General features: G+C 72.7%; 20 protein-coding genes. 14 read left to right on the top strand and 6 right to left on the bottom strand.

Going from position 1 to position 24412, the window contains the following annotated elements:
- Positions 1 to 349 precede the first annotated feature (349 nt).
- Positions 350 to 1507 carry a hypothetical protein gene (locus tag QK440_RS11200; RefSeq protein WP_282792883.1) on the top strand — a complete coding sequence of 386 codons (1158 nt, stop codon included), beginning with the start codon at positions 350 to 352 and terminating at the stop codon, positions 1505 to 1507.
- 19 nt (positions 1508 to 1526) lie between these two features.
- Here QK440_RS11200 and QK440_RS11195 read toward each other — a convergent pair whose 3' ends face one another.
- Complete coding sequence (locus tag QK440_RS11195) at positions 1527 to 3719, bottom strand: glycosyltransferase (RefSeq protein WP_282792882.1); 2193 nt, start codon at positions 3717 to 3719, stop codon at positions 1527 to 1529.
- Between the two features lie 518 nt (positions 3720 to 4237).
- On the opposite strand from QK440_RS11195, the gene QK440_RS11190 reads away from it, so the two are divergent.
- The 9 genes from QK440_RS11190 to QK440_RS11150 all read left to right on the top strand — a co-directional run bounded on the left by QK440_RS11190 (position 4238) and on the right by QK440_RS11150 (position 15288).
- On the top strand, positions 4238 to 5518 hold the full coding sequence (locus QK440_RS11190; RefSeq protein ID WP_282792881.1) for a M20 family metallopeptidase: 1281 nt from the start codon (positions 4238 to 4240) through the stop codon (positions 5516 to 5518).
- Positions 5519 to 5899: 381 nt separating this feature from the next.
- A complete protein-coding gene (locus QK440_RS11185; RefSeq protein WP_282792880.1) occupies positions 5900 to 7027 on the top strand; it encodes a BMP family ABC transporter substrate-binding protein in 1128 nt (375 codons plus the stop codon).
- Between the two features lie 449 nt (positions 7028 to 7476).
- Positions 7477 to 8532 carry a BMP family ABC transporter substrate-binding protein gene (locus tag QK440_RS11180; protein WP_282792879.1) on the top strand — a complete coding sequence of 352 codons (1056 nt, stop codon included), beginning with the start codon at positions 7477 to 7479 and terminating at the stop codon, positions 8530 to 8532.
- 192 nt (positions 8533 to 8724) lie between these two features.
- Positions 8725 to 10452: an ABC transporter ATP-binding protein gene (locus QK440_RS11175; RefSeq protein WP_282792888.1), complete on the top strand. Its 1728-nt coding sequence runs from the start codon at positions 8725 to 8727 to the stop codon at positions 10450 to 10452.
- Positions 10449 to 11582, top strand: a complete 1134-nt coding sequence (locus QK440_RS11170) for an ABC transporter permease (protein WP_282792878.1) — start codon at positions 10449 to 10451, stop codon at positions 11580 to 11582. Before QK440_RS11175 ends, QK440_RS11170 begins: the two co-directional genes overlap by 4 nt.
- Entirely contained in the window at positions 11579 to 12841 is a 1263-nt protein-coding gene (locus tag QK440_RS11165; RefSeq protein ID WP_282792877.1) for an ABC transporter permease, read from the top strand. Before QK440_RS11170 ends, QK440_RS11165 begins: the two co-directional genes overlap by 4 nt.
- Entirely contained in the window at positions 12838 to 13233 is a 396-nt protein-coding gene (locus QK440_RS11160; RefSeq protein ID WP_282792876.1) for a cytidine deaminase, read from the top strand. The genes QK440_RS11165 and QK440_RS11160 overlap by 4 nt, the downstream gene beginning before the upstream one ends.
- A gap of 159 nt (positions 13234 to 13392) precedes the next feature.
- Positions 13393 to 14670: a thymidine phosphorylase gene (locus QK440_RS11155; protein ID WP_282792875.1), complete on the top strand. Its 1278-nt coding sequence runs from the start codon at positions 13393 to 13395 to the stop codon at positions 14668 to 14670.
- A gap of 249 nt (positions 14671 to 14919) precedes the next feature.
- A complete protein-coding gene (locus QK440_RS11150; RefSeq protein ID WP_282792874.1) occupies positions 14920 to 15288 on the top strand; it encodes an STAS domain-containing protein in 369 nt (122 codons plus the stop codon).
- Here the strand turns inward: QK440_RS11150 and QK440_RS11145 are convergent.
- Both QK440_RS11145 and QK440_RS11140 read right to left on the bottom strand, forming a co-directional pair.
- Positions 15199 to 16182, bottom strand: a complete 984-nt coding sequence (locus QK440_RS11145; RefSeq protein ID WP_282792873.1) for a sigma-70 family RNA polymerase sigma factor — start codon at positions 16180 to 16182, stop codon at positions 15199 to 15201. The two genes, QK440_RS11150 and QK440_RS11145, sit on opposite strands and share 90 nt — an antisense overlap.
- A 172-nt stretch (positions 16183 to 16354) precedes the next feature.
- Entirely contained in the window at positions 16355 to 17653 is a 1299-nt protein-coding gene (locus QK440_RS11140; RefSeq protein ID WP_282792872.1) for an MFS transporter, read from the bottom strand.
- Positions 17654 to 17716: 63 nt separating this feature from the next.
- On the opposite strand from QK440_RS11140, the gene QK440_RS11135 reads away from it, so the two are divergent.
- Together QK440_RS11135 and QK440_RS11130 are read left to right on the top strand one after the other, a co-directional pair.
- Positions 17717 to 18679 carry a LysR family transcriptional regulator gene (locus QK440_RS11135; RefSeq protein WP_282792871.1) on the top strand — a complete coding sequence of 321 codons (963 nt, stop codon included), beginning with the start codon at positions 17717 to 17719 and terminating at the stop codon, positions 18677 to 18679.
- Between the two features lie 274 nt (positions 18680 to 18953).
- Entirely contained in the window at positions 18954 to 20654 is a 1701-nt protein-coding gene (locus tag QK440_RS11130; RefSeq protein WP_282792870.1) for an FAD-binding oxidoreductase, read from the top strand.
- Positions 20655 to 20755: 101 nt separating this feature from the next.
- Here QK440_RS11130 and QK440_RS11125 read toward each other — a convergent pair whose 3' ends face one another.
- Positions 20756 to 21520 carry an alpha/beta hydrolase gene (locus QK440_RS11125; protein WP_282792869.1) on the bottom strand — a complete coding sequence of 255 codons (765 nt, stop codon included), beginning with the start codon at positions 21518 to 21520 and terminating at the stop codon, positions 20756 to 20758.
- Positions 21521 to 21622: 102 nt separating this feature from the next.
- On the opposite strand from QK440_RS11125, the gene QK440_RS11120 reads away from it, so the two are divergent.
- On the top strand, positions 21623 to 22816 hold the full coding sequence (locus QK440_RS11120; protein WP_282792868.1) for an adenosine deaminase: 1194 nt from the start codon (positions 21623 to 21625) through the stop codon (positions 22814 to 22816).
- 130 nt (positions 22817 to 22946) lie between these two features.
- The gene (locus tag QK440_RS41375) at positions 22947 to 23399 is read left to right on the top strand and encodes an ATP-binding protein (RefSeq protein WP_349239281.1); all 453 of its coding nucleotides are present in this window, start codon (positions 22947 to 22949) and stop codon (positions 23397 to 23399) included.
- Positions 23400 to 23510: 111 nt separating this feature from the next.
- Here QK440_RS41375 and QK440_RS11110 read toward each other — a convergent pair whose 3' ends face one another.
- Complete coding sequence (locus tag QK440_RS11110) at positions 23511 to 23711, bottom strand: PspC domain-containing protein (protein WP_282792867.1); 201 nt, start codon at positions 23709 to 23711, stop codon at positions 23511 to 23513.
- A gap of 104 nt (positions 23712 to 23815) precedes the next feature.
- Complete coding sequence (locus tag QK440_RS11105; RefSeq protein WP_282792866.1) at positions 23816 to 24340, bottom strand: VanZ family protein; 525 nt, start codon at positions 24338 to 24340, stop codon at positions 23816 to 23818.
- Positions 24341 to 24412: the final 72 nt, after the last annotated feature.

Here is a 24412-nt window from a genome sequence, read left to right as displayed (position 1 = left end):
GGGGGGGGGCGGGGCCGGCCCGGGCGGTGGCCGCCCGTGCCGCCCGGCCGGACGAGGGGCCGCGTGCTCCAACCGGCCCACCCGCGTCACCCGGTCGTGCAGCGGGCGCTCACGTCACCCGAGGCGCCGGGCAGGGCCTGAGCCGCCTGGGTCACCCGACCGGCCCCCGGGGCAGTCCGAACCACCTGAATCGCCTAGATCACCTGAACCGCCCGAAGCGCGTTAACCACTCGGACCACGTCCGTCACCAGGCCGCGCGACCCGCGCCGGCCGGCGGACGCGCAGGACGACTGCGCAGGACCACCTGATCTGCCCGGACCCGCCCCATCCCGCACGGGAGGACCGACCCATGTCAGCACGGAGCGCACGCCGCGCCGCGAGGGCACCACACGGCACGCTGGCGTTCGTGGAGTCGCCGGTGCAGTTGCTCAACGTGCTGGAGTGGGCGCACCTGTCCACGGCACGCGAGCCCGAGACCGCCCCCGGCGACCTGACCCTCGTGGTGCTCGCCCCCACCGACCCCATGACCCGGGGCCAGCTCCGCCGCATGTCCGAGCTGGCGCGCGTGGACGGCTTCCAGGTGCGCTGGGAGGAGGCGCGCGGCGGTACGACGGCGCCCTTCCACACCATCGGCGGCCTCGCGGCCCCGCTGCGCAAGGCGGCCCGGGTGGTGATCGGCGACCCCTTCTCCCGCTACGTGCAACTGCTGCTCACCATCACGCGCGCCCGCGACCTGGTGGTCGTCGACGACGGCACGGCGACCATGGAGTTCGTCTCGCAGCTCGCCAAGGGCGAGCGGCTGGTGCGCTGGCACCGCAGGGGCGGCCGCCCCGGCCCCCGGGACATGGTCTTCATGCCGGTCTCGTCCTCGGCCCGCCGCAGGCTGACGCCGAACCCCAAGGGCCGGCGCCGGGTGGAGGTCTTCTCCTCGATGCCCATCGACGAGGCCCCCTCCGGCGTGACGGTCACCGTCAACTCCTTCGCGTGGACCCGGGCCCGCTTCGGCCCGCCGCGCATCACCAAGGGCGCGGACCTGGTGGGCACGTCCCTGGTGGAGACCGGGGTGGTGGACCCGGACCGCTACCTGGACGCGGTGGGCGCGCTCGCCCGTACGCACGGGGCGGCCCGCTACTTCGCGCACCGCCGCGAGAGCGCCGAGAAGCTCCACCGCCTGGCCGTGGAGACGGGCCTGCAGGTGATCCGGCCCGACCTGCCGCTGGAGCTGATCGCCCGCCGCGGCCCCATCGGCAGCACGATCCTGAGCTTCCCCTCCACGGTCGTCCACACCCTGCCCCTGGCCCTGGCCGGGACCGAGGTGAAGGTGGCGGTCATGGACATCGACCCGGCGTGGCTCACGGACAAGGCGTCACCGCGCGCGCAGGGCTTCCTCTCGGGCGTGACGGACACGGCCCGCGACGTCCACCGCCTGGCCGCACTGGACCACACCCCGCCCCAGCCCGGCATCCCCACCCAGGGCGGCACGCAGCAGGCACCGGCTCCGGCGTGAAGGCCCGGCCGGACCCGGGTCAGCGGCCCCCGGGCCCGGCCGGCGCGTCCGGGACGTGGCGGGCGCTCAGGGCCAAGGCGTTGGTCGCCGTGTAGTAGGGCCTGAGGCGGGTGGGGGTGCCGGTGGGGTGGGGGAGTTCCACCGCGGGGTAGGGGTTGGGCTTCTTGCGTTCCACCGTGTCGCCGGTGATACGGCCGATCGGAACGGTCCGCCCGGCCGTGCGCAGGTGGAGGTCCCAGATGGTGTGCTCCGCCGTGCCGTGGCGCGCCTGCGCCTCCGCGTAGGGGAGCGTGAACTGGAAGTGGGCCGGGGACAGGGCGCGTACGGGCACTGTGAGGGCGGCGGCCCGCGGGTCCGTGGCGCCTTCGGCGGCCGGGTCGGCGCGGGGGGTGAGGGTGACCGCGTCGGGCTCCGCGCCGGGGAGCGGGGAGGCGTCGCCCGTCGTCCTGCGCAGCTCGGCGTCGCCGAGGAGCTTCGCCGTCACCGTCGCGCCCTCCTCGCTGACCAGGACGTGGTGCACCTCCGCGTGGGCCGGGCGCAGCCACGTGCGGACGGCCAGGTAACCGTCGGACGTGGTGTACGGGATCCAGGAGGTCAGGCCCTCGGCCGTGACGACCGGGGGCAGCGTCAGGAGCGCCGCCGTCTCCACCAGGCGGGCCCGCAGGCGCCGGCGGTCCGCCGGGGCCGCGCGCGGTGCCACGTAGCAGTCCCAGCGGCCCTCGGCGAGGACGTGGGCGGCGCGGGGGACCGCGGCGACCGGAACCGCACCGTCCGCCGCCGCGGCGGCCGGGGGCCCGGCCGGGACGCGGACCTCGCGGCGCTCCGGGTCCTTGCGCTTGCGCAGGACCAGGTCGAGGGGGCCGTCCGGCAGGGTGTCGGGGGTGAGGGCGACCACCAGGCTGCCGTCGGACGTCATCCGCGCCGAGGCGGCGGGGACGACGGCCTCCTGCTCGGGCTCCGGGGCCGGAGCGGTCCCCTCGCGCGGGGACTTGAGGGCCGCGCGGAGGCGCGTGGTGAGGCTCCGGCGCGGGGAGGTGACACCCGGCCGCAGGGACTCCATCAGGTCCTCGTAACGGCGCGCGATCACGGACGGGGCGTACGTCGCGGCCTTCGCGCGGGCCGCCGCGCCCATGCGCGCGCGTGATTCCTCGTCCTTGATCAGGGACTTCAGCGCGTCCGCGTACGCGTCCACCCCGCCCGCCAGCGGGACCAGGAGCCCGTCCGCGCCGTGCGTGATGATCTCCGCCGGGCCGTGCGGGCAGTCCGTCGCCACCACGGGGACACCGCAGTGCATCGCCTCGACGATCGTCATGCCGAACGACTCCATGTCGGAGGAGACCGCCGCGATCGCCCCCTTCGCCCACTCGGTCTCGATGGGGGAGGCCGGGCCCATGAGGAACACCCGGTTGTAGAGGCCGAGTTCGTCGACGAGGCGGCGCAGGCGGGCCTGGTCGGGGCCGCGGCCGTAGACGCGCAGCGTCCAGTCGGGGTGTTCGGCGGCGACCTTCCCGAAGGCGTTGATCAGGCGGTCGTAGCGCTTCACGGCCACCAGGCGGCCCGCCGCGACGATGGTGCGGGAGTCGAGCGCGGACGGGGTGACCGACGGCGGGGTGACGCCGTTCGGTATGCAGAGGATCTTCGCCCGTACGTCCGGGAGCGCCGCGCGGTAGAGCTGGGCGTCCGCCTCCGAGACCGTGACGAAGGCGTCCAGGCCCTCGGCTATCGCGGCGTTCTGGTCGCCGCGGAGCTGGTCGCTGTGCGCGTCCAGGGAGAGGTGCTCCTGGCCGATGCGGAGGTAGGCCGGGCGGCCCCGCCTCGTGCGCGCGTACCGCGCCAGGTAGCCGTTGAGGATGGGGCGGGTGGCTATCACCGCGTCCGCCTCGGTCCCCTCCAGGTACGCGGCGATCCGCTGGTCGTGCAGCCTGGTGTAGCGCATGCGCCCGAAGTCCACGCCCTTCTCCGGGAACATGCTGTTCGGGCCGCTGTTGAGCTCGTGCTCACCCTCGTACGTCGGGCTATCCGGACGCATGTCGATCAAGGAGCGCAGCCGGACCCGCGGGTCGAACGGCAGCTCGGGGTTCTCGGCCACCCGGTGCACGCTCACGACCTCCACGTCGTGGTGCGCGGCCGCGAGCGCCGCCGAGAGGTTGGCGGTGGAGCGGATGGTGCCGCCGATGCCGTACGCGTTGTGGATCAGGAACTCGATCTTCACCCAGGGTCCTCAGGTCGTCCTCCGCCCGCCTCGCGGGCACGCGAGGGCGCACGCACACCGGCGGGCAGGCAGGGGTGCGTGAAGGAGATGTGATCTCGTGAAGGCTGGGTGATGAATTCACAGTGCACGTGTAAAAGTCAAAGTGAGGAACAGAGTGGGGCGATCTGTCGCTCTGAGTGACATTTCGCACATCGCGGACAGGCGGGGTGCCGCCTGTCCTGTCCCGGCACAGGACAGGCGAGGGGCGACCGGCCCCCCGCCCCAGTTTCAGTTGGACGCCGCTCGACTCCGGCCGCACGCCCCCCGGCCGCCCGCGCCGCCCCGGGGATGATCTCCCCGTCGCCGAGCCGTGCCACGTGACCTGCGGCGATCGCTCTGCGCGTGCGAATGGCAACAGTGCTACATACCCGCTGTACCAAGCGCGCATGCGCAAGGGGGCCCTGATTCTTACCTCAATCTGGCTGAAGTTTTGTTGATCGCGCCTTAGTTGACGGCCCCGTCGGCTTACCCTTCACAGGGTGAACCAATTGATGTCCCTCGCGTCCGCAGACGCGTCAGACGCGTCCGACGGGTCCGAAGAAGCCGACAACGCACCGCCCGGAAACCTGCCCGGCGCGCTGCCAGAAACGCTGCGCGCCGAACTCGTCGCGTTCCGTCGCGACTTGCACATGCACCCCGAGCTCGGCCACCAGGAGTTCCGCACCACCGCGGCGCTCAAGGCCCGCCTGGAGAAGGCCGGGCTCGCCCCGCGCGTCCTGCCCGGCGGCACCGGGCTCATCTGCGACGTCGGGGGCGCCCCGGACGCCGCCGCGCGCCCCGTCCTCGCCCTGCGCGCCGACATCGACGCGCTGCCGATCCCGGACACCAAGGCCGGCGTCCCGTACCGGTCGACCGTGCCGGACCGCGCCCACGCCTGCGGCCATGACGTGCACACGACCGTCGTGCTCGGCGCCGGCCTGGTCCTCGCGGAGCTTGCGCGCCAGGACCGGCTGCCGCAGCCGGTGCGGCTGATCTTCCAGCCCGCCGAGGAGGTGCTGCCGGGCGGCGCCACGGAGGCCCTGGAGTGCGGCGCGCTCGACGGTGTCGGCCGCATCATCGCCGTGCACTGCGACCCCCGCGTCGACGCCGGCCGCATCGGCCTGCGCCACGGGCCGATCACCTCCGCCTGCGACCGCCTGGAGATCGCCCTGGGCGGGCCCGGCGGCCACACCGCGCGACCGCACCTGACGACGGACCTCGTCACGGCCGCCGCCAAGGTCGTCTCCGAGGTCCCGGCCCTCGTCGCCCGGCGCGTCGACGCCCGCTCGGGCCTCTCCATCACCTGGGGGCGCATCGAGGCCGGCCACGCGTGCAATGTCATCCCGCAGCACGCCGAGCTGTCCGGCACCATCCGCTGCCTCGACCTGGACACCTGGCGGCAGGCGCCCGACATCATCCACGCCGCCGTGCAGGAGGTCGCCGACCTGCACCGCGCGAAGTCCGCGATCAACTACGTCCGCGGCGTGCCGCCCGTCGTCAACGACGCGGCCGTCACCGACCTGCTGCGTGACGCCATGACGGCCCGGCGCGGCGCCGACGCCGTGGAGGACACCGCGCAGAGCCTCGGCGGCGAGGACTTCTCCTGGTACCTGGAGCACGTGCCCGGAGCCATGGCGCGGCTCGGCGTCCGTACGCCCGGCGAGCGCGGCGTGCGTGACCTGCACCAGGGCGACTTCGACGCCGACGAGCACGCGATCACCGTGGGTGTCGAGCTCTTCACCGCGGCGGCGCTCGTGGACGCGGCCAACCGCCCCTCCTGAGGACCCGCCCCCCTCCAGGGACCGCACACCCGCACACCGGGCCCCCGGGCGTCCCGCAGACAGCACCACGGCCGCCACGCCAGAAGCTCCCGGCCGGGACCCCGCGCGCGTCGCCGTCGGCACCCACAAGGCGCCCACGGCGCGACGGCCCGCACCGGGAGGTGCCCCGCACCGGGAGGCGCCCCGCACCGGCGGGAGGCGCCCCGCACCGCAAGACGCCCCGCGTCCCACCCGTCACACGGTGTCGGCAGCACCCGCCACGAATCGGTAACGGCGGCCGCCGGACCCGTGTCGCCCCCTTTCCGCGCGCACTACTGTGCGCCGACATCCGCGCCGTCCCAGGTGCGCCGGGGAACGATCGGAACGTAGGGGGTTCGTCCTATGCGTCGGCGTCGTCAGCTCCGCACCACCCGCTCCCGCTCCCGTACACGCACCCGTACACGCAACGCGCAGTGGCCCCAACTCGCCGTCACGGTCACAGCGTTCGCCCTCCTGGCCACCGCCTGCGGCGAGACCAGCAGTGACGCCGCCAAGGACGACGACGGCGGCAGGAAGAGCGGCGCCTACCAGGGCGAGGGCATCGGTCTCGCGTACGACATCGGCGGCCAGGGTGACCAGTCCTTCAACGACGCGGCCTTCTCCGGCTACGAGCGGGCCCGCAAGGACTTCGGCATCGGCGGCGTCGACATGGAGCCCGGCGACGGCGAGTCCGCCGCCGACAAGACCCAGCGCATCGAGCAGCTCGCGCGGCAGGGCTACGACCCCGTGATCGGCGTCGGCTTCGTCTACGCGCCCGCCATCCAGGAGGTGGCGAAGAAGTACCCGAAGACCACCTTCGGGATCGTCGACGACAACACCGTCCAGGCCGCGAACGTCGCCGACCTGGTCTTCCACGAGGAGCAGGGGTCGTACCTCGCCGGGGTCGCCGCGGCCCGGGCGACGAAGGCGCGGCACGTCGGCTTCATCGGTGGCGTGGACATACCGATCATCCACAAGTTCGAGGCCGGGTTCGTCCAGGGCGTGCGGTCGGTCGACCCGAGGATCAGGATCGAGCGGCGGTACCTCACCGAGAAGCCGGAGGAGGGCGGCTTCTCCAGCCCCGACAAGGGCCAGGACGCCGCGAGCGGCCAGCTCGAAGCGGGCGCCGACGTGCTGTACCACGCCGCCGGGCTCTCCGGCCAGGGCGTGATCCAGGAAGCCGGGACCCAGAAGAAGTGGGCCATCGGCGTGGACTCCGACCAATACCGGCAGAAAGCCCTCGCGAAGTACAAGAGGTACATCCTGGGCTCGGCCTTCAAGGACGTGGGCGGGGCGGTGTACGACCTGACGAAGTCGGTCGTACGGGGCAAGCCGCTGACCGGAACCCAGCGGTACGACCTCCGGTCGGGGCGGGTGGGGTTCTCGGACTCCAACCCCGCCTACCGCGCCCGCAAGGACATCGTGGCGGCCGTGGAGAAGGCGGAGAAGGACATCATCAGCGGCCGGGTGAAGGTCCGCACGCGCCCGTGAGGGGCGCATGCGCCCACCCGTAGGGGGCAAGGGCCGTCCCCCAAAATCCCCCCGCCGTGGGCAGGTTCACGTCGTACGTATAACGCGGGCGCCCGTCCCTGCCCCGCCCGCCCGGTCGTCGTACGTATAACCCGTTGCGCCCCGGCGGATCGGCCCCGGGCAGGGGCGGGGTGGGGGTGATCACCTGCGTGTCATCTCGCCGTCGCCCGGGGGCCACAGGTCGATAACGGAGCGGACAGAAGGGTTCTTATGTCAGGTCTACGCGCGTTACGCTGCGGCGAAATCGCGCCGGTGAGGCGCGTTCCCGTACGTCGTCCCGTACGCACCGCACGTTCGTACTCCCAGGCAAGAGCACGCCGCAGGCGTGCCCGGGCCCGGGGTGCACGCGGCGGCCGTACGCACGTACGCACCCCCGTCCTCGTCCAAGGACTTGTCTAAGGAGTTCGTCCATGCGCCGGGTGTCCCGATTCGCGCTCGCGTCCGCCGCGACCGCCGCCCTCGCCGTCACCGTCTCCGCCTGTGGCGGCACCTCAAGCGACGCCGCCAAGAGCGAGGACGGCGGCAAGAGCAAGGGTGTCGCGATCGCGTACGACGTCGGCGGCGCGGGCGACCAGTCCTTCAACGACGCCGCCACGGCCGGTATGGACAAGGCCGCCAAGGACTTCGGCGTCGGCAAGAAGGCCGTCGAGCCCACCGACGGCGAGTCCGACGCCGACAAGATCCAGCGCCTCACCGAGCTGGCCAAGCAGGGCTACAACCCCGTCATCGGCGTCGGCTACGCCTACGCGCCCGCCATCAAGGAGGTGGCGGCCAAGAACCCGGACGTCACCTTCGGCATCGTCGACGACGCCACCATCGAGGCGAAGAACGTCGCCGACCTGGTCTTCAACGAGGAGCAGTCCTCGTACCTGGCGGGCGTCGCCGCCGCCAAGGCCACCAAGTCCAAGACCGTCGGCTTCGTCGGCGGCGTCGACAACATCCTGATCCGCAAGTTCGAGGCCGGCTTCGTCCAGGGCGTCCAGGCCACCGACAAGTCGGTCAAGATCAAGCGCCAGTTCCTCACCGAGAAGGCCGAGGACGGCGGCTTCTCCAGCCCCGACAAGGGCAAGGAGGCCGCCAGCGGCCAGATCGAGGGCGGCGCCGACGTGGTCTACCACGCGGCCGGCCTGTCCGGTCAGGGCGTCATCGAGGCCGCCGCCGCCAAGAAGATCTGGGCGATCGGCGTCGACTCCGACCAGTACAAGCAGAAGGCGCTCGACAAGTACAAGAAGTACATCCTCACCTCGGCCACCAAGGACGTCGCCGGCGCGGTGTACAACCTGGTGAAGTCGGTTCAGGATGACAAGGCCGAGGGCGGCGTCGTGCGTGCCGACCTCAAGTCCGGCGGTGTCGGCCTCGCCGACTCCAACCCGGAGTTCATGAAGATGAAGGACCTGCAGGCCGAGCTGAAGAAGGCCGAGCAGGGCATCATCAGCGGCAAGATCAAGGTCAAGACGAAGCTGTAGATCGCGGCGTCACGGCCGCGGAACGGGGCGGGGAAGGCCCCCGGGCACCCGCCCCGTTCCCACGGTCAGGGCCTCAAGTCCCGCGCACGGCGCCGCAGTCGGCGGGCGCGGCGGTGCTTGAGGCGTGAAGCAGGGGCACACCGCGTGCGCGGCGCCGGCCCCTTTCCTTTGAGTCCCCGAGGAGAGTGCGCCATCGACGCGTCCACCACCCCTCCGTCCACCGCCACCACCGCGTGCGCGGTGGAACTCACCGGGATCACCAAGCGGTTCCCGGGCGTCGTGGCCAACCACGACATCCACCTGAGCGTCCGCAAGGGCACCGTCCACGCCCTCGTCGGCGAGAACGGCGCCGGCAAGTCGACGCTGATGAAGATCCTCTACGGCATGCAGAAGCCGGACGAGGGCACCATCGCGGTCGACGGCGAGCAGGTCGCCTTCCACAGCCCCGCCGACGCCATCGCGCGCGGCATCGGCATGGTGCACCAGCACTTCATGCTGGCCGACCAGCTCACCGTCCTGGAGAACATCGTCCTCGGCAGCGAGAAGCTGTACGGCATCGGCGCCGGGGCCCGCCGCAAGGTCCTGGAGATCTCCGAGCGGTACGGCCTCGGCGTGCGCCCCGACGTGTACGTCGAGGACCTCGGCGTCGCCGACCGGCAGCGCGTGGAGATCCTCAAGGTCCTCTACCGGGGCGCCACCACGCTCATCCTCGACGAGCCGACGGCCGTGCTCGTGCCGCAGGAGGTCGACGCGCTCTTCGACAACCTGCGCGAGCTCAAGGCCGAGGGCCTGTCCGTCATCTTCATCTCGCACAAGCTCGGCGAGGTGCTCTCGGTGGCGGACGACATCACCGTCATCCGCCGTGGCACCACGGTGGGCACGGCCGTCCCCGCCGAGACCACTCCGCGCCAGCTCGCCGAGCTGATGGTGGGCAGCGAGCTGCCGACCCCGGAGACCGCCGAGTCGACGGTCACCGACCGCCCGATGATCGAGGTCGCGGACCTGCGGCTGCTCGCCGACGGCTCGGAACGCGCGCTCCTCGACGACATCTCCTTCACCATCCACGAGGGCGAGGTGCTCGGCCTCGCCGGCGTCGAGGGCAACGGCCAAACCGAGCTGATCGACGCCCTCATCGGCCTCAGGCACGCCGACTCCGGCTCCATCCGGCTCGGCGGCGAGGACATCACCGCCTGGGCCACGCGCAGGCGCCGCGAGCGGGGCGTCGGCTACATCCCCGAGGACCGCCACCGCCACGGGCTCCTCCTGGAGTCCCCGCTGTGGGAGAACCGCATCCTCGGCCACGTCACCGAGAAGCCCAACTCCCGCGGCCGCGGCGGCTTCTGGCTCGACCCCAAAGGCGCCCAGGCCGACACCCGGCGCATCGTCGAGGAGTACGACGTCCGCACGCCCGGCATCGACGTGACCGCGGCCTCGCTGTCCGGCGGCAACCAGCAGAAGCTGATCGTCGGCCGCGAGATGAGCCACAAGCCGCGCTTCCTCATCGCCGCGCACCCCACCCGGGGTGTCGACGTCGGCGCGCAGGCGCAGATCTGGGACCAGATCCGCGAGGCCCGCCGCGAGGGGCTCGCCGTCCTGCTGATCTCCGCCGACCTGGACGAGCTGATCGGCCTCTCCGACACGCTGCGCGTCATCTACCGCGGGCGGCTCGTCGCGGACGCCGACCCGGCCACGGTCACGCCGGAGGAGCTGGGCTCGGCCATGACGGGCGCGGCCAGCGGCCACCTGGAGCACGTGGAGGAGCCCGAGAACGCGGCGGACGCGGCGGCCCAGGCGGACGAGCCGGCCGCGGCCCCGGCGGACACCACCCCGGCCCCGGCGGACACCACCCCGGCCCCGGAGCCCGCCCGCGCCGCGGAGAACGTACAAGAAGCAGCCGGTCCGGAGGACGAGGCCCGATGAAGAAGTTCGACAAGGAGCGTCTGCTCCTCGCGCTGGCCGGACCGGTCATCGCGCTCGTCGCGGCCATGGTGCTGACCTCGGTCGTCCTGGTCGCCTCGGGCAAGAACCCGGTCGAGCCGTACACCCTGATGTTCGAGCAGGCCACCTACTCCGACGTCCAGGTACTGATCATCAACGAGGCCGGGATGTACTACCTGGCCGCCCTGGCGGTGGCCATCGGCTTCCGCATGAACCTGTTCAACATCGGCGTGGACGGCCAGTACCGCCTGGCCGCGATGATCACCGCGGTCGTCGGCGCGCACGTGTCGCTGCCGTCCGCCCTGCAGATCCCGCTGCTGATCGCCGTGGCGATGCTCACCGGCGCCTTCTGGGCGGGCATCGCGGGCATCCTCAGAACCACCCGCGGCGTCAGCGAGGTGGTCGCCACGATCATGCTCAACGCCATCGCGACGAGCGTCATCGCCTACCTCACGCTGGACGAGAACTTCGGCGTCCCGGTCGGCAACAACAACACCACCGGCGTCATGCACTCCTCGGGCTGGTTCCCGGGCATCGACATGGGCGCCTCCGGCGAGATCTACGGCTTCGTGATCGTCGCCGCCCTCGCCGGCGTCCTGTACTGGCTGATCCTGAACCGCACCCGGTTCGGCTTCGACCTGCGCGCCACCGGCGCCTCGGAGTCCGCCGCCGCGGCCTCCGGCGTCCACGCCAAGCGCATGGTCTTCACCGCCATGCTGATCTCCGGCGCGGTCGCGGGCCTCGCGGGCCTGCCCATCCTCCTCGGCGACGTGCACACCTACAGCCTGAGCTTCCCCACCGGCCTCGGCTTCACCGGCATCGGCATCGCCCTGCTCGGCCGCAACAGCCCGGTCGGCATCGCCCTCGCCTCCCTGCTCTGGGCCTTCCTCGTCAAGGCGTCCCAGGCCCTCGACTACAAGGGCTACGACAAGGAGATCGCGGTCATCATGCAGGGCCTGATCGTGATCGCCGTCGTGGTCTCGTACGAGGCCGTGCGCCGCTGGGGCCTCAAGCGCCAGCAGCAGCGGGTCGGTGAGGAACTCGCCGCGGCCGCCCGCGGGGCGGGCACCGGCGGCACCAACGACACCGTGAAGGAGGTGGCTGCGCGATGAGCACGGCAACCGTCACCAAGGCCGCGCCCGCGCCCGCCGCACCGGGCCGCCGCCGCATCTCGCTCCCCGTCCTGCTCCTGATCGTCGCGGGCGTCCTCGTCCTGACGTCCGTCGTCCGGATGGTCACGGACGCCCACGGCATCACCTCCACCGGGCAGATGTCGGGCGCCCTGCGCCTGGCCGTGCCGATCGGCCTCGCGGGCCTCGGCGGCCTGTGGGCCGAGCGCGCCGGCGTGGTCAACATCGGCCTCGAGGGCATGCTCATCCTCGGCACCTGGTTCGGCGCCTGGGCGGGTTACCAGTGGGGCCCGTGGGTCGGCATCGTCTTCGGCGTGCTCGGCGGCGCCATCGGCGGCCTGCTGCACGCGATCGTCACGGTCACGTTCAACGTCAACCACATCGTCTCCGGTGTGGCCCTGAACATCCTCGCCCTCGGCACCACCCGCTACCTGTCGACCTTCGCCTTCGAGGGCACCGACGGCGGTACGTCCAAGCAGTCGCCGCCCGTCGACTCGCTCGGCAAGTTCTCCGTGCCGGGCCTGTCGGACTGGCTCGTGGACCTCAACCAGAAGCACTGGTTCCTGGTGTCCGACCTCGCGGGCCTGCTCAGCGGGCTGCTCACCGATGTGTCGCCGCTGACCCTGATCGCGGTCGCCATGGTGCCGCTGAGCTGGTTCGTCCTGTGGCGGACCGCCTTCGGCCTGCGGCTGCGCTCCTGCGGCGAGAACCCGATCGCGGCGGAGTCCCTCGGCGTCAACGTCTACAAGTACAAGTACCTGGCGGTCGTGATCTCCGGCGGCCTCGCCGGCCTCGGCGGTGCCTTCCTCTCCCTGGTGGCCTCCAACATCTACCTGGAGGGCCAGACCGGCGGCCGCGGCTACATCGGCCTCGCCGCGATGATCTTCGGCAACTGGATGCCGGGCGGACTCGCCCTCGGCGCGGGCCTGTTCGGCTACACCGACAGCCTGAAGCTGCGGGGCGGCGGCACGAACGTCCACGCCCTGCTGCTCCTGCTGGCCATCCTCCTCCTCATCGGGGCGGTCTACCTGGTGTGGCGCAAGCGCTACGTCCCCGCGGCGGTCACCGCGGCGGTCTCGGCGCTGATGTTCGCCTGGTACGGCCTCACCGACGAGGTGCCCAACCAGGTCGTGACGGCGACGCCGTACGTGGTGACGCTGCTCGTCCTGTCGCTCTCCGCCCAACGCCTGCGGATGCCCAAGGCGGACGGCATGCCGTACCGGAAGGGGCAGGGCAAGTGACCGCCGCTGTCGACTGGGAGGCCCTGCGGGACGCCGCGCGCGCGGCCATGTCCCGTGCGTACGCGCCCTACTCGGGCTTTCCGGTCGGCGCGGCGGCCCTCGCCGACGACGGCCGCACGGTCACCGGCTGCAACGTCGAGAACGCCTCGTACGGCCTCGGCCTGTGCGCCGAGTGCGGCCTGATCTCGCAGCTCCAGCTCACCGGCGGCGGCCGGCTCACGCACTTCACCTGCGTGGACGGCAAGGGCGACGTCCTCATGCCGTGCGGCCGCTGCCGCCAGCTCCTGTACGAGTTCGGCGGCCCGGGGCTGCTCCTGGAGACGGCGTCGGGCGTCCGGCCGCTCGGTGAACTGCTCCCGGACGCGTTCGGCCCCGAGCACCTGAGCTCGTGAGCACCTGAGTTGGACTCCGGGCCGCCCGGCCCGGGGTGTCTGCCCCGCAGAAGGCCCCCGCCGACGGCGGGGGCCTTCTCCGCCCCGTCTCTCTATGCGCGTAGAGTCGCCCTTTACGCATCACCACTGCCACAGCCGAACAGCCGGAAGGGATTTGCCATGGACGTCATCTCCGTCATCCGTACCAAGCGGGACCGCGGCGAGCTGAGCGACGAGCAGATCGACTGGGTCGTCGACGCGTACACGCGCGGCGCCGTCGCCGACGAGCAGATGTCGGCCCTGGCGATGGCCATCCTGCTCAACGGCATGAACCGCCGCGAGATCGCCCGCTGGACGGCGGCGATGATCGCCTCCGGCGAGCGCATGGACTTCTCGTCCCTCTCCCGCCCCACCGCCGACAAGCACTCCACCGGCGGCGTCGGCGACAAGATCACGTTGCCGCTCGCCCCGCTGGTCGCCGCCTGCGGCGCGGCCGTGCCGCAGCTCTCCGGGCGCGGCCTCGGCCACACCGGCGGCACCCTGGACAAGCTGGAGGCGATCCCCGGCTGGCGCGCCCTGCTCTCCAACGAGGAGATGCTGAACGTCCTGGACGGCGTCGGCTCGGTCATCTGCGCGGCCGGCGACGGTCTGGCTCCGGCCGACAAGAAGCTGTACGCCCTGCGCGACGTGACCGGCACGGTGGAGGCGATCCCGCTGATCGCCTCCTCCATCATGTCGAAGAAGATCGCGGAGGGGACGGGCTCGCTCGTCCTGGACGTGAAGGTCGGCAGCGGCGCGTTCATGAAGACGATCGAGGACGCGCGGGAGCTGGCCTCCACGATGGTCGGCCTCGGCACGGACCACGGCGTGCGCACGGTGGCGCTCCTGACGGACATGTCCACGCCGCTGGGCCTCACGGCGGGCAACGCGCTCGAGGTCCGCGAGTCCGTGGAGGTCCTGGCGGGCGGCGGCCCGGCCGACGTGGTCGAGCTGACCCTCGCCCTGGCCCGCGAGATGCTCGACGCGGCGGGCCTGCCCGACGCGGACCCGGCGAAGGCGCTCGCGGACGGCTCCGCGATGGACGTCTGGCGCCGCATGATCGCCGCGCAGGGCGGCGACCCGGACGCGGCCCTGCCCGTGGCCCGCGAGACCCACGTCGTCACGGCCCCGGCCTCGGGCGTCCTCACCCGCCTCGACGCGTACGACGTCGGCGTCGCGGCCTGGCGCCTGGGCGCGGGCCGGGCCCGCAAGGAGGACCCGGTGCAGGCCGGGGCGGGCGTCGAACTGCACGCGAAGCCGGGCGAGGCCGTGACCGCCGGACAGCCGCTCCTCACCCTCCACACGGACACCCCGGAGCGTTTCGCGTACGCGCTGGAGTCCCTGGAGAACGCGTACGACATCGCCCCCGCGGGCACGGCCTTCTCGGCGAAGCCGATCATCCTGGACCGCGTGGGCTGACCCCGACCCCGGGGCCGGGGAGAGGCCGTGCGGGCCGCGCGCTCGTGTCCCCTCCCGGGCCCGGGGAGCAACCACCCCCGGGCCCGGGCCCCTTCGTCTGGGGCTCCGCCCCTTTCCCCCTTCATCGGCGCTCCGCACCTCGTCCTCAAACGCCGGACGCGCTGAGAGCCACCTCGACCGGAGCCTTACCCGGGAGTGGGGTCGGGAGGCTCACCGATGAGTTCGGGGGCGTGGGGCGGTCCTTTGTGCGTGGCTGAATCCGAGGAGACCCCCGCGAACCTCATGGTCCTCACCGGGCCCGTCCGCAAGGACGACGTTCCGGCGCTCTGCGCCGAGCTGGACCGGGTGGCCCGGCCCGGCCAGGGCCCCGTCGTGTGCGACCTGCGCGGCGTCACCACGGCCGACCTGGCCACGGTCGACGCCGTGGCCCGGCTGCGGCTGGCGGCCCGCAGGGCGGGGGTGGGGCTGCGGCTGCGCGGTCCCACCCCGGCCCTGTGGGCCCTGCTGGGCCTGGTCGGCCTCGCGGAGCTATGCGTCGAGGTGGAGCGGCACCCTGAAGAGCGGGAACCACCGCTGGGTGTCGAGGAAGCAGTGGAATCCGGCGACGCGGCCCTCTGAGATCTCGATGACCTGGATCGCCCAGGGCATGTAGCCGCCGTTGTCCGGGTCGGGCTTGTACTGTGCGAAGCCGGGCGTGCCGTTGGCCGCGACCGGCAGCAGCCGCGAGCCCGCGCACGGCGCGCCCATCGTCGACATGAAGCCGGTGATGTCCCGCGGCCCGCGCAGCCACAGGTCGAACGGGGGCATCGTCATGACGGCGTCCTCGTGGAGCAGGGCCGTCAGGGCCGCCATGTCGTACCCCTCGAAGGCCTTCACGTAGCGGTCGAGGAGCTTCCGCTGGTCCTCGTCCAGCGGGTCGGACGTGGCGGAGTCGTCTGCGGGGCGCTCGGCGAGGGTCGCGCGGGCCCGCTGGAGGGCGCTGTTCACGGAGGCGACCGTGGTGCCGAGGAGCTCGGCGACCTCGCTCGCCTTCCACGCGAGCACCTCGCGCAGGATCAGCACTGCCCGCTGCTTGGCGGGCAGTTGCTGGAGCGCGGCGACGAAGGCGAGCCGCACCGACTCCTTGGCGACGGCCGCCTCCTCGGGGCCGCTGACGGCGGGCAGCACGCGGGCGTCCGGTATCGGCTCCAGCCAGACGTTGTCCGCGCGGGGGGTGAGGGCCGCCTGCGCCAGCGGCGTGGACGCGGTCAGGTCCATGGGACGGGCGCGGCGGTTGCCCGCGTTCAGCATGTCCAGGCAGACGTTGGTCGCGATGCGGTACAGCCAGGAGCGGAGGCTGGAGCGGCCCTCGAACTTCTCGTAGCTCCGCCAGGCGCGGACCATCGTGTCCTGCACGGCGTCCTCGGCCTCGAAGGCCGAGCCCAGCATGCGATAGCAGTACCCCGTGAGCTCGACGCGGTACTTCTCGAGACTGGCGTCCAGCTCCGTGGCCGCCCCGACAACCTTGCTCATCCCAACCCACCCCAGTGCCCGTGCCGGCCGGCGCCGGCTCCCCGCGGACCCGCTGCCCGCGGTGTGCGTGCGGAAGTCCCAGTACTCCGGAAGCTACCGCAGCCCACTGACAATGGCCCCCGGAGCGGAGAAATCAGCAGCTCACGGGGGTGGCACCACACCGCCCGGGCGGTCAGTGGTGCGCGCCCGCGGCCGTCAGGCCGCGCGCCACCCGCGTCCCGTACAGCGTGATGCCGACGACGCCCGCCACCGCGAGCGCGCCGAGCGCGACCGTGCCGCCCCAGCCGCCGGAGTGGAAGGCGACCGCGCCGAGCGTGCCGCCCGCGCTGCTGCCGACGTAGTACGCGGACTGGTAGAGCGCGGAGGCCTGGGCGCGGCCCGTCGTGGCCGTGCGGCTCACCGACGAGGACGCCACCGCGTGGCCCGCGAAGAAGCCCGCGGTGATCAGCACGAGGCCGAGCAGGACCAGGAGCAGGGCGGACGACAGGGACAGCAGCAGACCGGCGGCCGTCGTGCCCGCGCCCAGGTAGAGGGCGCCGCGGCGGCCGAGGCGGCCCACCAGCCTGCCGGCCGCCGCCGAGGAGGCCGTACCGACCAGGTAGACCAGGAAGATCGAGCCGATGACGCCCTGCGGCAGCGAGAACGGCGCCTCGGTGAGGCGGTAGCCGATCACCGTGTAGACCGCGCCGAACACCGTCATGAACAGCGCGCCGATCGCGTACAGGCGGCACAGCAGCGGGTTCGACAGATGGGTGCGCACGGTGCGGCCCAGCGACCTCGGGCTGAGCGTGCCCGGCGTGAAGTGGCGCGGCGCGGGCAGCAGCGCGCGGAAGGCCAGCGCGCACAGCACCGCGACGGCGCCGACCACGCCGAGCGCCCAGCGCCAGCCCCAGGCCTGCGCCACCCAGCCGGTGACGATGCGGCCGCTCATGCCGCCGATGGAGTTGCCCGCCACGAACATGCCGATCGCGGCGACCAGCGCCTTGGGCCGCACCTCCTCGGCGAGGTACGCCATGGCGGAGGCGGGCAGTCCGGCGAGCGCGGCGCCCTGCACGGCGCGCAGCGCGATCAGCGCGCCCACCGAAGGGGCCAGCGGCACGAGCAGGCCGACCACGACGGCGACGGCCAGCGAGGCGGTCATCAGGGTCCGGCGGCCGTACCGCTCCGACAGGGCGCTCAGCGGCAGCACGCACAGCGCGAGGGCGCCGGTCGCGGCGGACACGGTCCAGCTCGCCGTGGACGCGCTCGCGCCCAGGTCGGCGGAGAGCAGGGGGAGCAGGGCCTGCGTGGAGTAGAGCAGGGCGAAGGTGGCGACGCCCGCAAGGAAGAGCGCGAAGCTCATGCGGCGGTAGCCGGGGCCTCCGGGTGCCATGCGGCTGTCGTGGGTCGAACGGGGAGCGGACGGTTCGGGGGACGCTGGGGGAAGGGCGGCCGCGTGGGTGGCGGTCGCCCCGCTACTGGCAGGAGGCATGTCCCGAACGTAGGACGGCCCCGGCTCATGCGTCCAATGCATGAACCGGCCATAATCCATCCCATGGAGCATCAGCGGAGGTCAGCGGGGCGGCTGTCGCAGAACAGTGACACAGAGGACACAGATCACATCGTGCGCCTGCTCGCCCCGCGGCTCGCGTACTTCGCCGGGGTCGCCCGCACCGAGCACGTCACGCGCGCCGCCCAGGAGCTCCAGGTGCCGCAGTCCACGCTGTCCCGGGCGCTGGTGCGGCTCGAACGGGACCTGGGCGTCGACCTCTTCGCGCGGCACGGGCGCACGGTGTCGCTCACCCCGGCGGGCCGCACCTTCCTCGCCTCCGTGGAGCGCGCGCTCGCGGAGGTCGGCAGGGCCGCCGAGTCCGTCCGCGCCGACGCCGACCCCGCCTCGGGCAAGGTGGCGTTCGGGTTCCTGCACACCATGGGCTCCGAGACCGTGCCCGGGCTGATCCGCGCCTTCCGCGCCGACCACCCGCGGGTGCGCTTCAGCCTGGTGCAGAACTACGGCGAGGCGATGCTGGAGCGGCTGCGCGCGGGCGAGCTGGACCTGTGCCTGACCTCGCCGGTGCCGGACGCGCCCGACCTGGTCGCCCGCCGCCTGGACGAGCAGCGCCTGCGGCTCGTCGTGCCGGACGACCACCGGCTCGCCGGGCGCAAGCGGGTGCGCCTGACGGAGGCCGCCGACGAGGCCTTCGTGACCCTGGAGCCGGGGTACGGGCTGCGCCGGATCACGGACGCGCTCTGCGCCGAGGCCGGGTTCAAGCCGCGGGTCGCCTTCGAGGGGGAGGAGGCGGAGACCCTGCGGGGCCTGGTGGCCGCGGGCCTCGGCGTGGCGCTGCTGCCGCCGCCCGCCGTGGCCCGGCCGGGGGTCGTCGAGCTGACGGTCACCGGGCAGCGGGCGGTCCGCGAGATCGGCGTCGCCTGGCTGGACGGCCACCCGGACACGGCTCCGGTGGCGGCCTTCAAGCGGTTCCTGCTCGGCAGGCGGGGCCAGTTGCTGCCGCGGTGAGGGCGACCGCGCCCCCGGCGCCGTACCTGACGTGACGTCAAGTTGCCCGGTACGCCGTGGTTTGGGCGGGACCGGTCAGTAGGACGAGTTGCACATGCTGCAATCAAACGGGTCCGGGCTGGCAGTTCGGACACTTTTAACGGTCAAGGTGTTGCGCCACGCCCGTCCCATTGGTCTAGTCTCTTGATCGATCATCGTTCGATGCGTCTTCAACTTCCCTTGGCGTCATGCCCGTTGGGCCGACATCGCCATGCGCGAGACAAGTGAGGCACACATGGCAAAGCAGGACAGACCTCTGGGCCGCAGATCCCTCCTCACCGGCGCCGCCGCCGTCGCCGGCGGCGCGGCCGTCACCACCGCCCTGCCCGCGAGCGCCCAGGCCGCGCCCCGGTCGGCCGGGGCCTCGGCGGCCGCGGTGGCGGCCGAGACCGCCACGACGCCGGACTACATCACGGTCCAGCCCAGCGACCCGCGCTTCCCCGACCTGGTCCGCGGCATCAACCAGCGCTGGGTCGCCGACCCCGACTACGTGCGCCTGGTCACCACCACCGCCCAGGCGGTGCGGGCCGTGCAGGACGCGGTCGCCGCGGGCAAGCGGCTCACGGTGCGCAGCGGCGGCCACTGCTACGAGGACTTCGTCTTCAACAAGGACGTCCAGGTCGTCATCGACATGTCCGGCATGACGCGGGTCTACTACGACGAGGGCCGCAACGCCTTCGCCGTCGAGGGCGGCGCCTCCAACCTGCAGATCTACGAGACGCTCTACAAGCTGTACGGCGTCACGCTCCCGGCGGGCTCCTGTGCCTCCGTCGGCGCGGGCGGCCACATATCCGGCGGCGGCTACGGCCTGCTCTCCCGCCTGCACGGCCTGACCGTCGACCACCTCTACGGCGTCGAGGTCGTCACGGTGGACCGGAACGGCACCGCCAAGGCGGTCGTCGCCACCCGCGACTCCGGTGACGAGCGCCTCAGGGACCTGTGGTGGGCCCACACCGGCGGTGGCGGCGGCAACTTCGGCCTCATCACCCGGTACTGGCTGCGCTCGCCCGGCGCCACCGGCACCGACCCCACCAAGCTCCTGCCGAAGCCCCCGTCCGAGGTCTTCGTGCACGCCACGGCCTTCCCCTGGAAGGACATGACCGAGGCGTCCTTCACCCGGCTGCTGCAGAACTGGGGCACCTGGCACGAGCAGAACAGCGCGCCGGACTCCAAGTACAACTCGCTGTTCGGCCTGCTGAAGCTGAACCAGAAGGCCAGTGCCAACTCCGAGATCGTGCTGCTCACGCAGATGGACGCCACGGTCCCGAACGCCCAGGCACTCCTCGACGACTACCTGGCCGCGGTCTCCGCGGGCGTGGGCGTCACCCGCCGGGCGATGACCCAGCGGGCGGGCGAGCACGCGGCCATGCCGCAGTTCGCCAAGCCGCGCACGCTGCCCTGGTACATCGCCACCGACTACCTCAGCGGCGGCAACCCCACGCTGTACGGCAAGTACAAGTCGGCGTACGCGCGCAAGGGCTTCTCCGCCCACCAGATCAAGGCGATGTACAAGCACCTGACGCGCACCGACTACAGCAACGGCGACGCCCTGCTCCAGGTCGACTCGTACGGCTGCCGCATCAACAGCGTCAAGCCCGGCGACACCGCCGTGCCGCAGCGCGACTCGGTGCTCAAGCTCCAGTACCAGACCTACTGGACCAACCCGGCCGACGAGGCCAAGCACCTCGCCTGGATCCGCGAGTTCTACAAGGACGTGTACGCGGAGACCGGCGGCGTCCCGGTGCCGAACGAGATCAACGACGGCTGCTACGTCAACTACCCCGACAAGGACCTCGGCGACGCCGCCTGGAACACCTCGTCGACGGCGTGGAACAGCCTCTACTACAAGGACAACTACGCCCGGCTGCAGAAGGCCAAGGCGACCTGGGACCCGAAGAACATCTTCCGCCACGCCCAGTCGGTCCGCCTGCCGTAAACGGTGCACCGCAGTTCCCCGCGCCCCGCACGGAAGCGCCCGAAGGGGCGCGGGGAACTGCGCGACCAGCCACAAACGCACCCGCAGTCAGCAGCGAACGATCAACCCCGCAGAGCCCTCCCGAAGCCGGAGGCAAGCGGCATACGCAGCCCGATGGGCGGCGGAGCCGCCAGCGCGTCCTCCAGGGGCCGGGCGTAGGGATACCCGTACAAAGACCCCCGCACGAAGTCCACGGCCAGCGCCAGCACCTCGTCGTGGTGCTGGCTCAGCCGGTGCCCGTCCGAGTGGACCTCGAACCGGCACACGTCCGGGTTCGCCTTCTTCGCCCGCTCCGCGAGCCGGAACGACAGCTCGGGGTCGGTCCGCTCGTCGTTCGTGCCGTGCACGATGAGCACCTGCCGGCCGGCGAGCTGCTTCACCGGCTCGGGCGGCGCCGCCACGTCCTCCTCGGGCAGCCACGGGGCGAGCGCGAGCACGGACTCGACGGCCGAGTGCCCGGCCGCGCGCAGCGCCGCGCGGCCGCCCATGCCGACCCCGGCCAGGCACACCGGCACGTCGCCGTAGCGGCGCACCACCTCGTCGGCCGCCCACTCCGCGTCCCGCGCGAGCTCGGCCTCGGTGCCGTTCCAGCCGCTCACCCGGTAGCGCACCGCGTGCGCGGCGAGGCCGTCCGGGCGCCCGGCGCGGGCGAGCCGCCGCCCCAGGGACCGCACCGCCGCCGCGGCGAGGAAGGACGGCCTGCGGGTGGAGGTGGCGTGGCCGCCCGGCAGGAGCAGCACCGCCGCGCTCACCGTCGCGGGGCGCGTGCCGATCGGGCGACCGAGACCGGCCGTGCGAGCGGGACGGGAGGTCGCTTGCTGAGCCATGGCAGAACAGTGGCAGAAGACACGCCGTATGCCACCCGTCCGCCCGGTCACCGTTCCGTATCGACCAGTGAGTTCTACGCGCGTAGGCGTTAGAGTGCGAAAATGACGAGCCAGATCAACAAGATCACCGAAGGAAGCGGTCACACGGGCCGTGGCACCGCCCCGGGCACCCCGGACTCCGAGCAGATCCGCCGCGCCCCCAAGGTCCTGCTCCACGACCACCTCGACGGCGGCCTGCGCCCCGGCACCGTCGTCGACCTGGCCCGCGACTGCGGTTACGCGGGCCTGCCCGAGACCGACCCGGACAAGCTCGGCGTCTGGTTCCGCGAGGCCGCGGACTCCGGCTCCCTCGAGCGGTACCTGGAGACGTTCGCGCACACCTGCGCCGTCATGCAGACCAAGGACGCCCTCAGGCGCGTCGCCGCCGAGTGCGCCGAGGACCTCGCCGAGGACGGCGTCGTCTACGCCGAGGTGCGCTACGCCCCCGAGCAGCACCTGGAGGCCGGCCTGACCCTCGAAGAGGTCGTCGAGGCCGTCAACGAGGGCTTCCGCGAGGGCGAGCGGCGCGCCAAGGCCAACGGCCACCGCATCCGCGTCGGCGCCCTGCTCACCGCCATGCGGCACGCGGCCCGCGCCCTGGAGATCGCCGAACTCGCCAACCGCTACCGCGACTCGGGCGTCGCCGGGTTCGACATCGCGGGCGCCGAGGCGGGCTTCCCTCCCACCCGCCACCTCGACGCCTTCGAGTACCTCAAGCGCGAGAACAACCACTTCACCATCCACGCCGGCGAGGCCTTCGGGCTGCCCTCCATCTGGCAGGCCCTCCAGTGGTGCGGCGCCGACCGCCTCGGCCACGGCGTGCGCATCATCGACGACATCAAGGTCGCCGAGGACGGCACGGTCCAGCTCGGCCGCCTCGCCTCCTACGTCCGCGACAAGCGCATCCCGCTGGAGCTGTGCCCGAGCTCCAACCTCCAGACCGGCGCCGCGCGTTCGTACGCCGAGCACCCGATCGGGCTGCTCCGCCGGCTGCACTTCCGGGCCACCGTGAACACGGACAACCGCCTGATGTCCGGCACCAGCATGAGCCGCGAGTTCGAGCACCTCGTGGAGACCTTCGGCTACACGCTCGACGACATGCAGTGGTTCACCGTCAATGCCATGAAGTCGGCGTTCATTCCTTTCGACGAACGCCTCGCGATGATCAATGACGTCATCAAGCCCGGATACGCCGAGCTCAAGTCCGAATGGCTGTTCCGCCAGACCGCCTCCACCAGCGGTTCCATCGACAGCTAAGCGGATTTTGTACGTCAACGGGGCGGCCGGGACTACCACCTCCCGGCCGCTTTCGGCTGTTTGCGGGCCTCGCCGGGGGGTGTTTAACGTCGGGCACCGCTCAACGCCCCCGGACCAAGGACGCATTGCCATGAAGCAGTCTGCCGCCAAGACCCTCGGTGTCGCCGCGCTCGGTGCCGCCTTCGCCGCCCTCGGCGCGGGTGCCGCGCACGCGGCCCCGGCCGCCGTTCCGGACCCCGCGACCGCCCTGGAGACCGTCACCACGACGCTGCCCCTGGACCAGACCGCCGGCACCCTGCCGGCGGGGGCGCCCGAGTCCCTCACCGCGGGCCAGGACGCCCTCACCAGCGGCGTGTCCGCACCCGGCCCCGCCGTCGACCGCCTCGTCCCGGCGCTGCCGACCGAGTCGGTGGAAGGCGCCACGAAGACCGCCACCGCCCCGGGCGACGACGAGGGCGAGGACGGCCGGAAGGCGGCCGGGCGGGAGTCCGGCGAACAGCAGTCGGCCGACCCGGTCGCCCAGCTCCTCGGCGGCCTGCCCACCCAGAGCCTGCCGACGCAGGGCCTCGGCCTGCCGCTCTGACCCGCGCGGCACCCGGCGCGCACCGCGCCGCACACGACTGACGGGGCGCACCCTCGAAGGGTGCGCCCCGTCGTCGTGCGCGGGGGCCGGGCCGCGCCACGGGCGCCGCGGTCACCAGGCCGTCTTGGCCTTGCCCTCGGTCGGCAGCAGGATCCACAGCGCGACGTACAGCAGGAACTGGGGGCCGGGCAGCAGGCACGACAGCACGAAGATCACGCGCATGGTCCTCGCCGACATGCCGAAGCGGCGGGCGAGGGCGGCGCAGACACCGCCGATCATGCGGCCGTCGGTGGGGCGGACAAGGGCGGACATGGTGACTCCTTCAGGGGCCGACGTCGGATCGCGTACGAGAGGCAACGGCTTCCGTATACCCCGATGACTCCACGGTAGGAGCCCCGGAGCCACCGGGCATCGGGCTACGGGGCGATCCCGACCCTGGGAATCGTCGGGGTCGACCCCTGAGCGGCCTCCTCCCGCGGGCGGTGCGCCCGGGGGCGCACACCCCGGCGGCGCGCCCCGCGGCGGCGGCGCAGCCGGGCCCGCGCGGCGGGCACCACGCAGACGTGGACGAGCGCGACGCCGCTGGTGTTCAGGAACAGCGAGTCGATGTCCACGACCTGCCCCGGCACCCCGGTCTGGAGCAGCTCGATGCCCAGCGAGAGCAGCGCGCCCGCCGTGACCGTACGGGCCAGGGAGGCCAGCGGCGACACGTCGAGGCGGCCCCCCACCAGCGGCAGCAGCGCCCCGAGCGGCGCGAGCAGCAGCAGCGCCCCGCCGATCTGCCGCGCCGCCTGCTCGGGCCCGCGCGCCAGGTCGGCCTTGATGCCGGCCAGCGGCTCCAGATTCGCGGCGCTCACCCAGGGCACGTCCAGCGGCCGCAGCGTGATCCACGCGACGACCAGGAGATGCGCGGCGAGGAGGACCCCTCCCGCCGCGCGCAAGCGAATGGCGGCACCGCGCCCGCCCGAGCCTTGACGCACGCCCCCCAAGACGCGCCGGGCGGCGGGATCGGT

This window comes from Streptomyces sp. CC224B (assembly GCF_030010595.1).
GTDB lineage: Bacteria > Actinomycetota > Actinomycetes > Streptomycetales > Streptomycetaceae > Streptomyces > Streptomyces longispororuber.
Note: the sequence above shows the minus strand (reverse complement) of the source record. Positions and strands in the feature narration are given on the sequence as shown.

Coding starts and splice junctions, on each gene's coding strand:
- QK440_RS11200 (WP_282792883.1), top strand. CDS start 350: ATGTCAGCACGGAGCGCACGCCGCGCCGCGAGGGCACCACACGGCACG.
- QK440_RS11185 (WP_282792880.1), top strand. CDS start 5,900: ATGCGTCGGCGTCGTCAGCTCCGCACCACCCGCTCCCGCTCCCGTACA.
- QK440_RS11180 (WP_282792879.1), top strand. CDS start 7,477: ATGCGCCGGGTGTCCCGATTCGCGCTCGCGTCCGCCGCGACCGCCGCC.
- QK440_RS11170 (WP_282792878.1), top strand. CDS start 10,449: ATGAAGAAGTTCGACAAGGAGCGTCTGCTCCTCGCGCTGGCCGGACCG.
- QK440_RS11165 (WP_282792877.1), top strand. CDS start 11,579: ATGAGCACGGCAACCGTCACCAAGGCCGCGCCCGCGCCCGCCGCACCG.
- QK440_RS11155 (WP_282792875.1), top strand. CDS start 13,393: ATGGACGTCATCTCCGTCATCCGTACCAAGCGGGACCGCGGCGAGCTG.
- QK440_RS11145 (WP_282792873.1), bottom strand. CDS start 16,182: ATGAGCAAGGTTGTCGGGGCGGCCACGGAGCTGGACGCCAGTCTCGAG.
- QK440_RS11140 (WP_282792872.1), bottom strand. CDS start 17,653: ATGCCTCCTGCCAGTAGCGGGGCGACCGCCACCCACGCGGCCGCCCTT.
- QK440_RS11135 (WP_282792871.1), top strand. CDS start 17,717: ATGGAGCATCAGCGGAGGTCAGCGGGGCGGCTGTCGCAGAACAGTGAC.
- QK440_RS11130 (WP_282792870.1), top strand. CDS start 18,954: ATGGCAAAGCAGGACAGACCTCTGGGCCGCAGATCCCTCCTCACCGGC.
- QK440_RS11125 (WP_282792869.1), bottom strand. CDS start 21,520: ATGGCTCAGCAAGCGACCTCCCGTCCCGCTCGCACGGCCGGTCTCGGT.
- QK440_RS11120 (WP_282792868.1), top strand. CDS start 21,623: ATGACGAGCCAGATCAACAAGATCACCGAAGGAAGCGGTCACACGGGC.
- QK440_RS41375 (WP_349239281.1), top strand. CDS start 22,947: ATGAAGCAGTCTGCCGCCAAGACCCTCGGTGTCGCCGCGCTCGGTGCC.
- QK440_RS11110 (WP_282792867.1), bottom strand. CDS start 23,711: ATGTCCGCCCTTGTCCGCCCCACCGACGGCCGCATGATCGGCGGTGTC.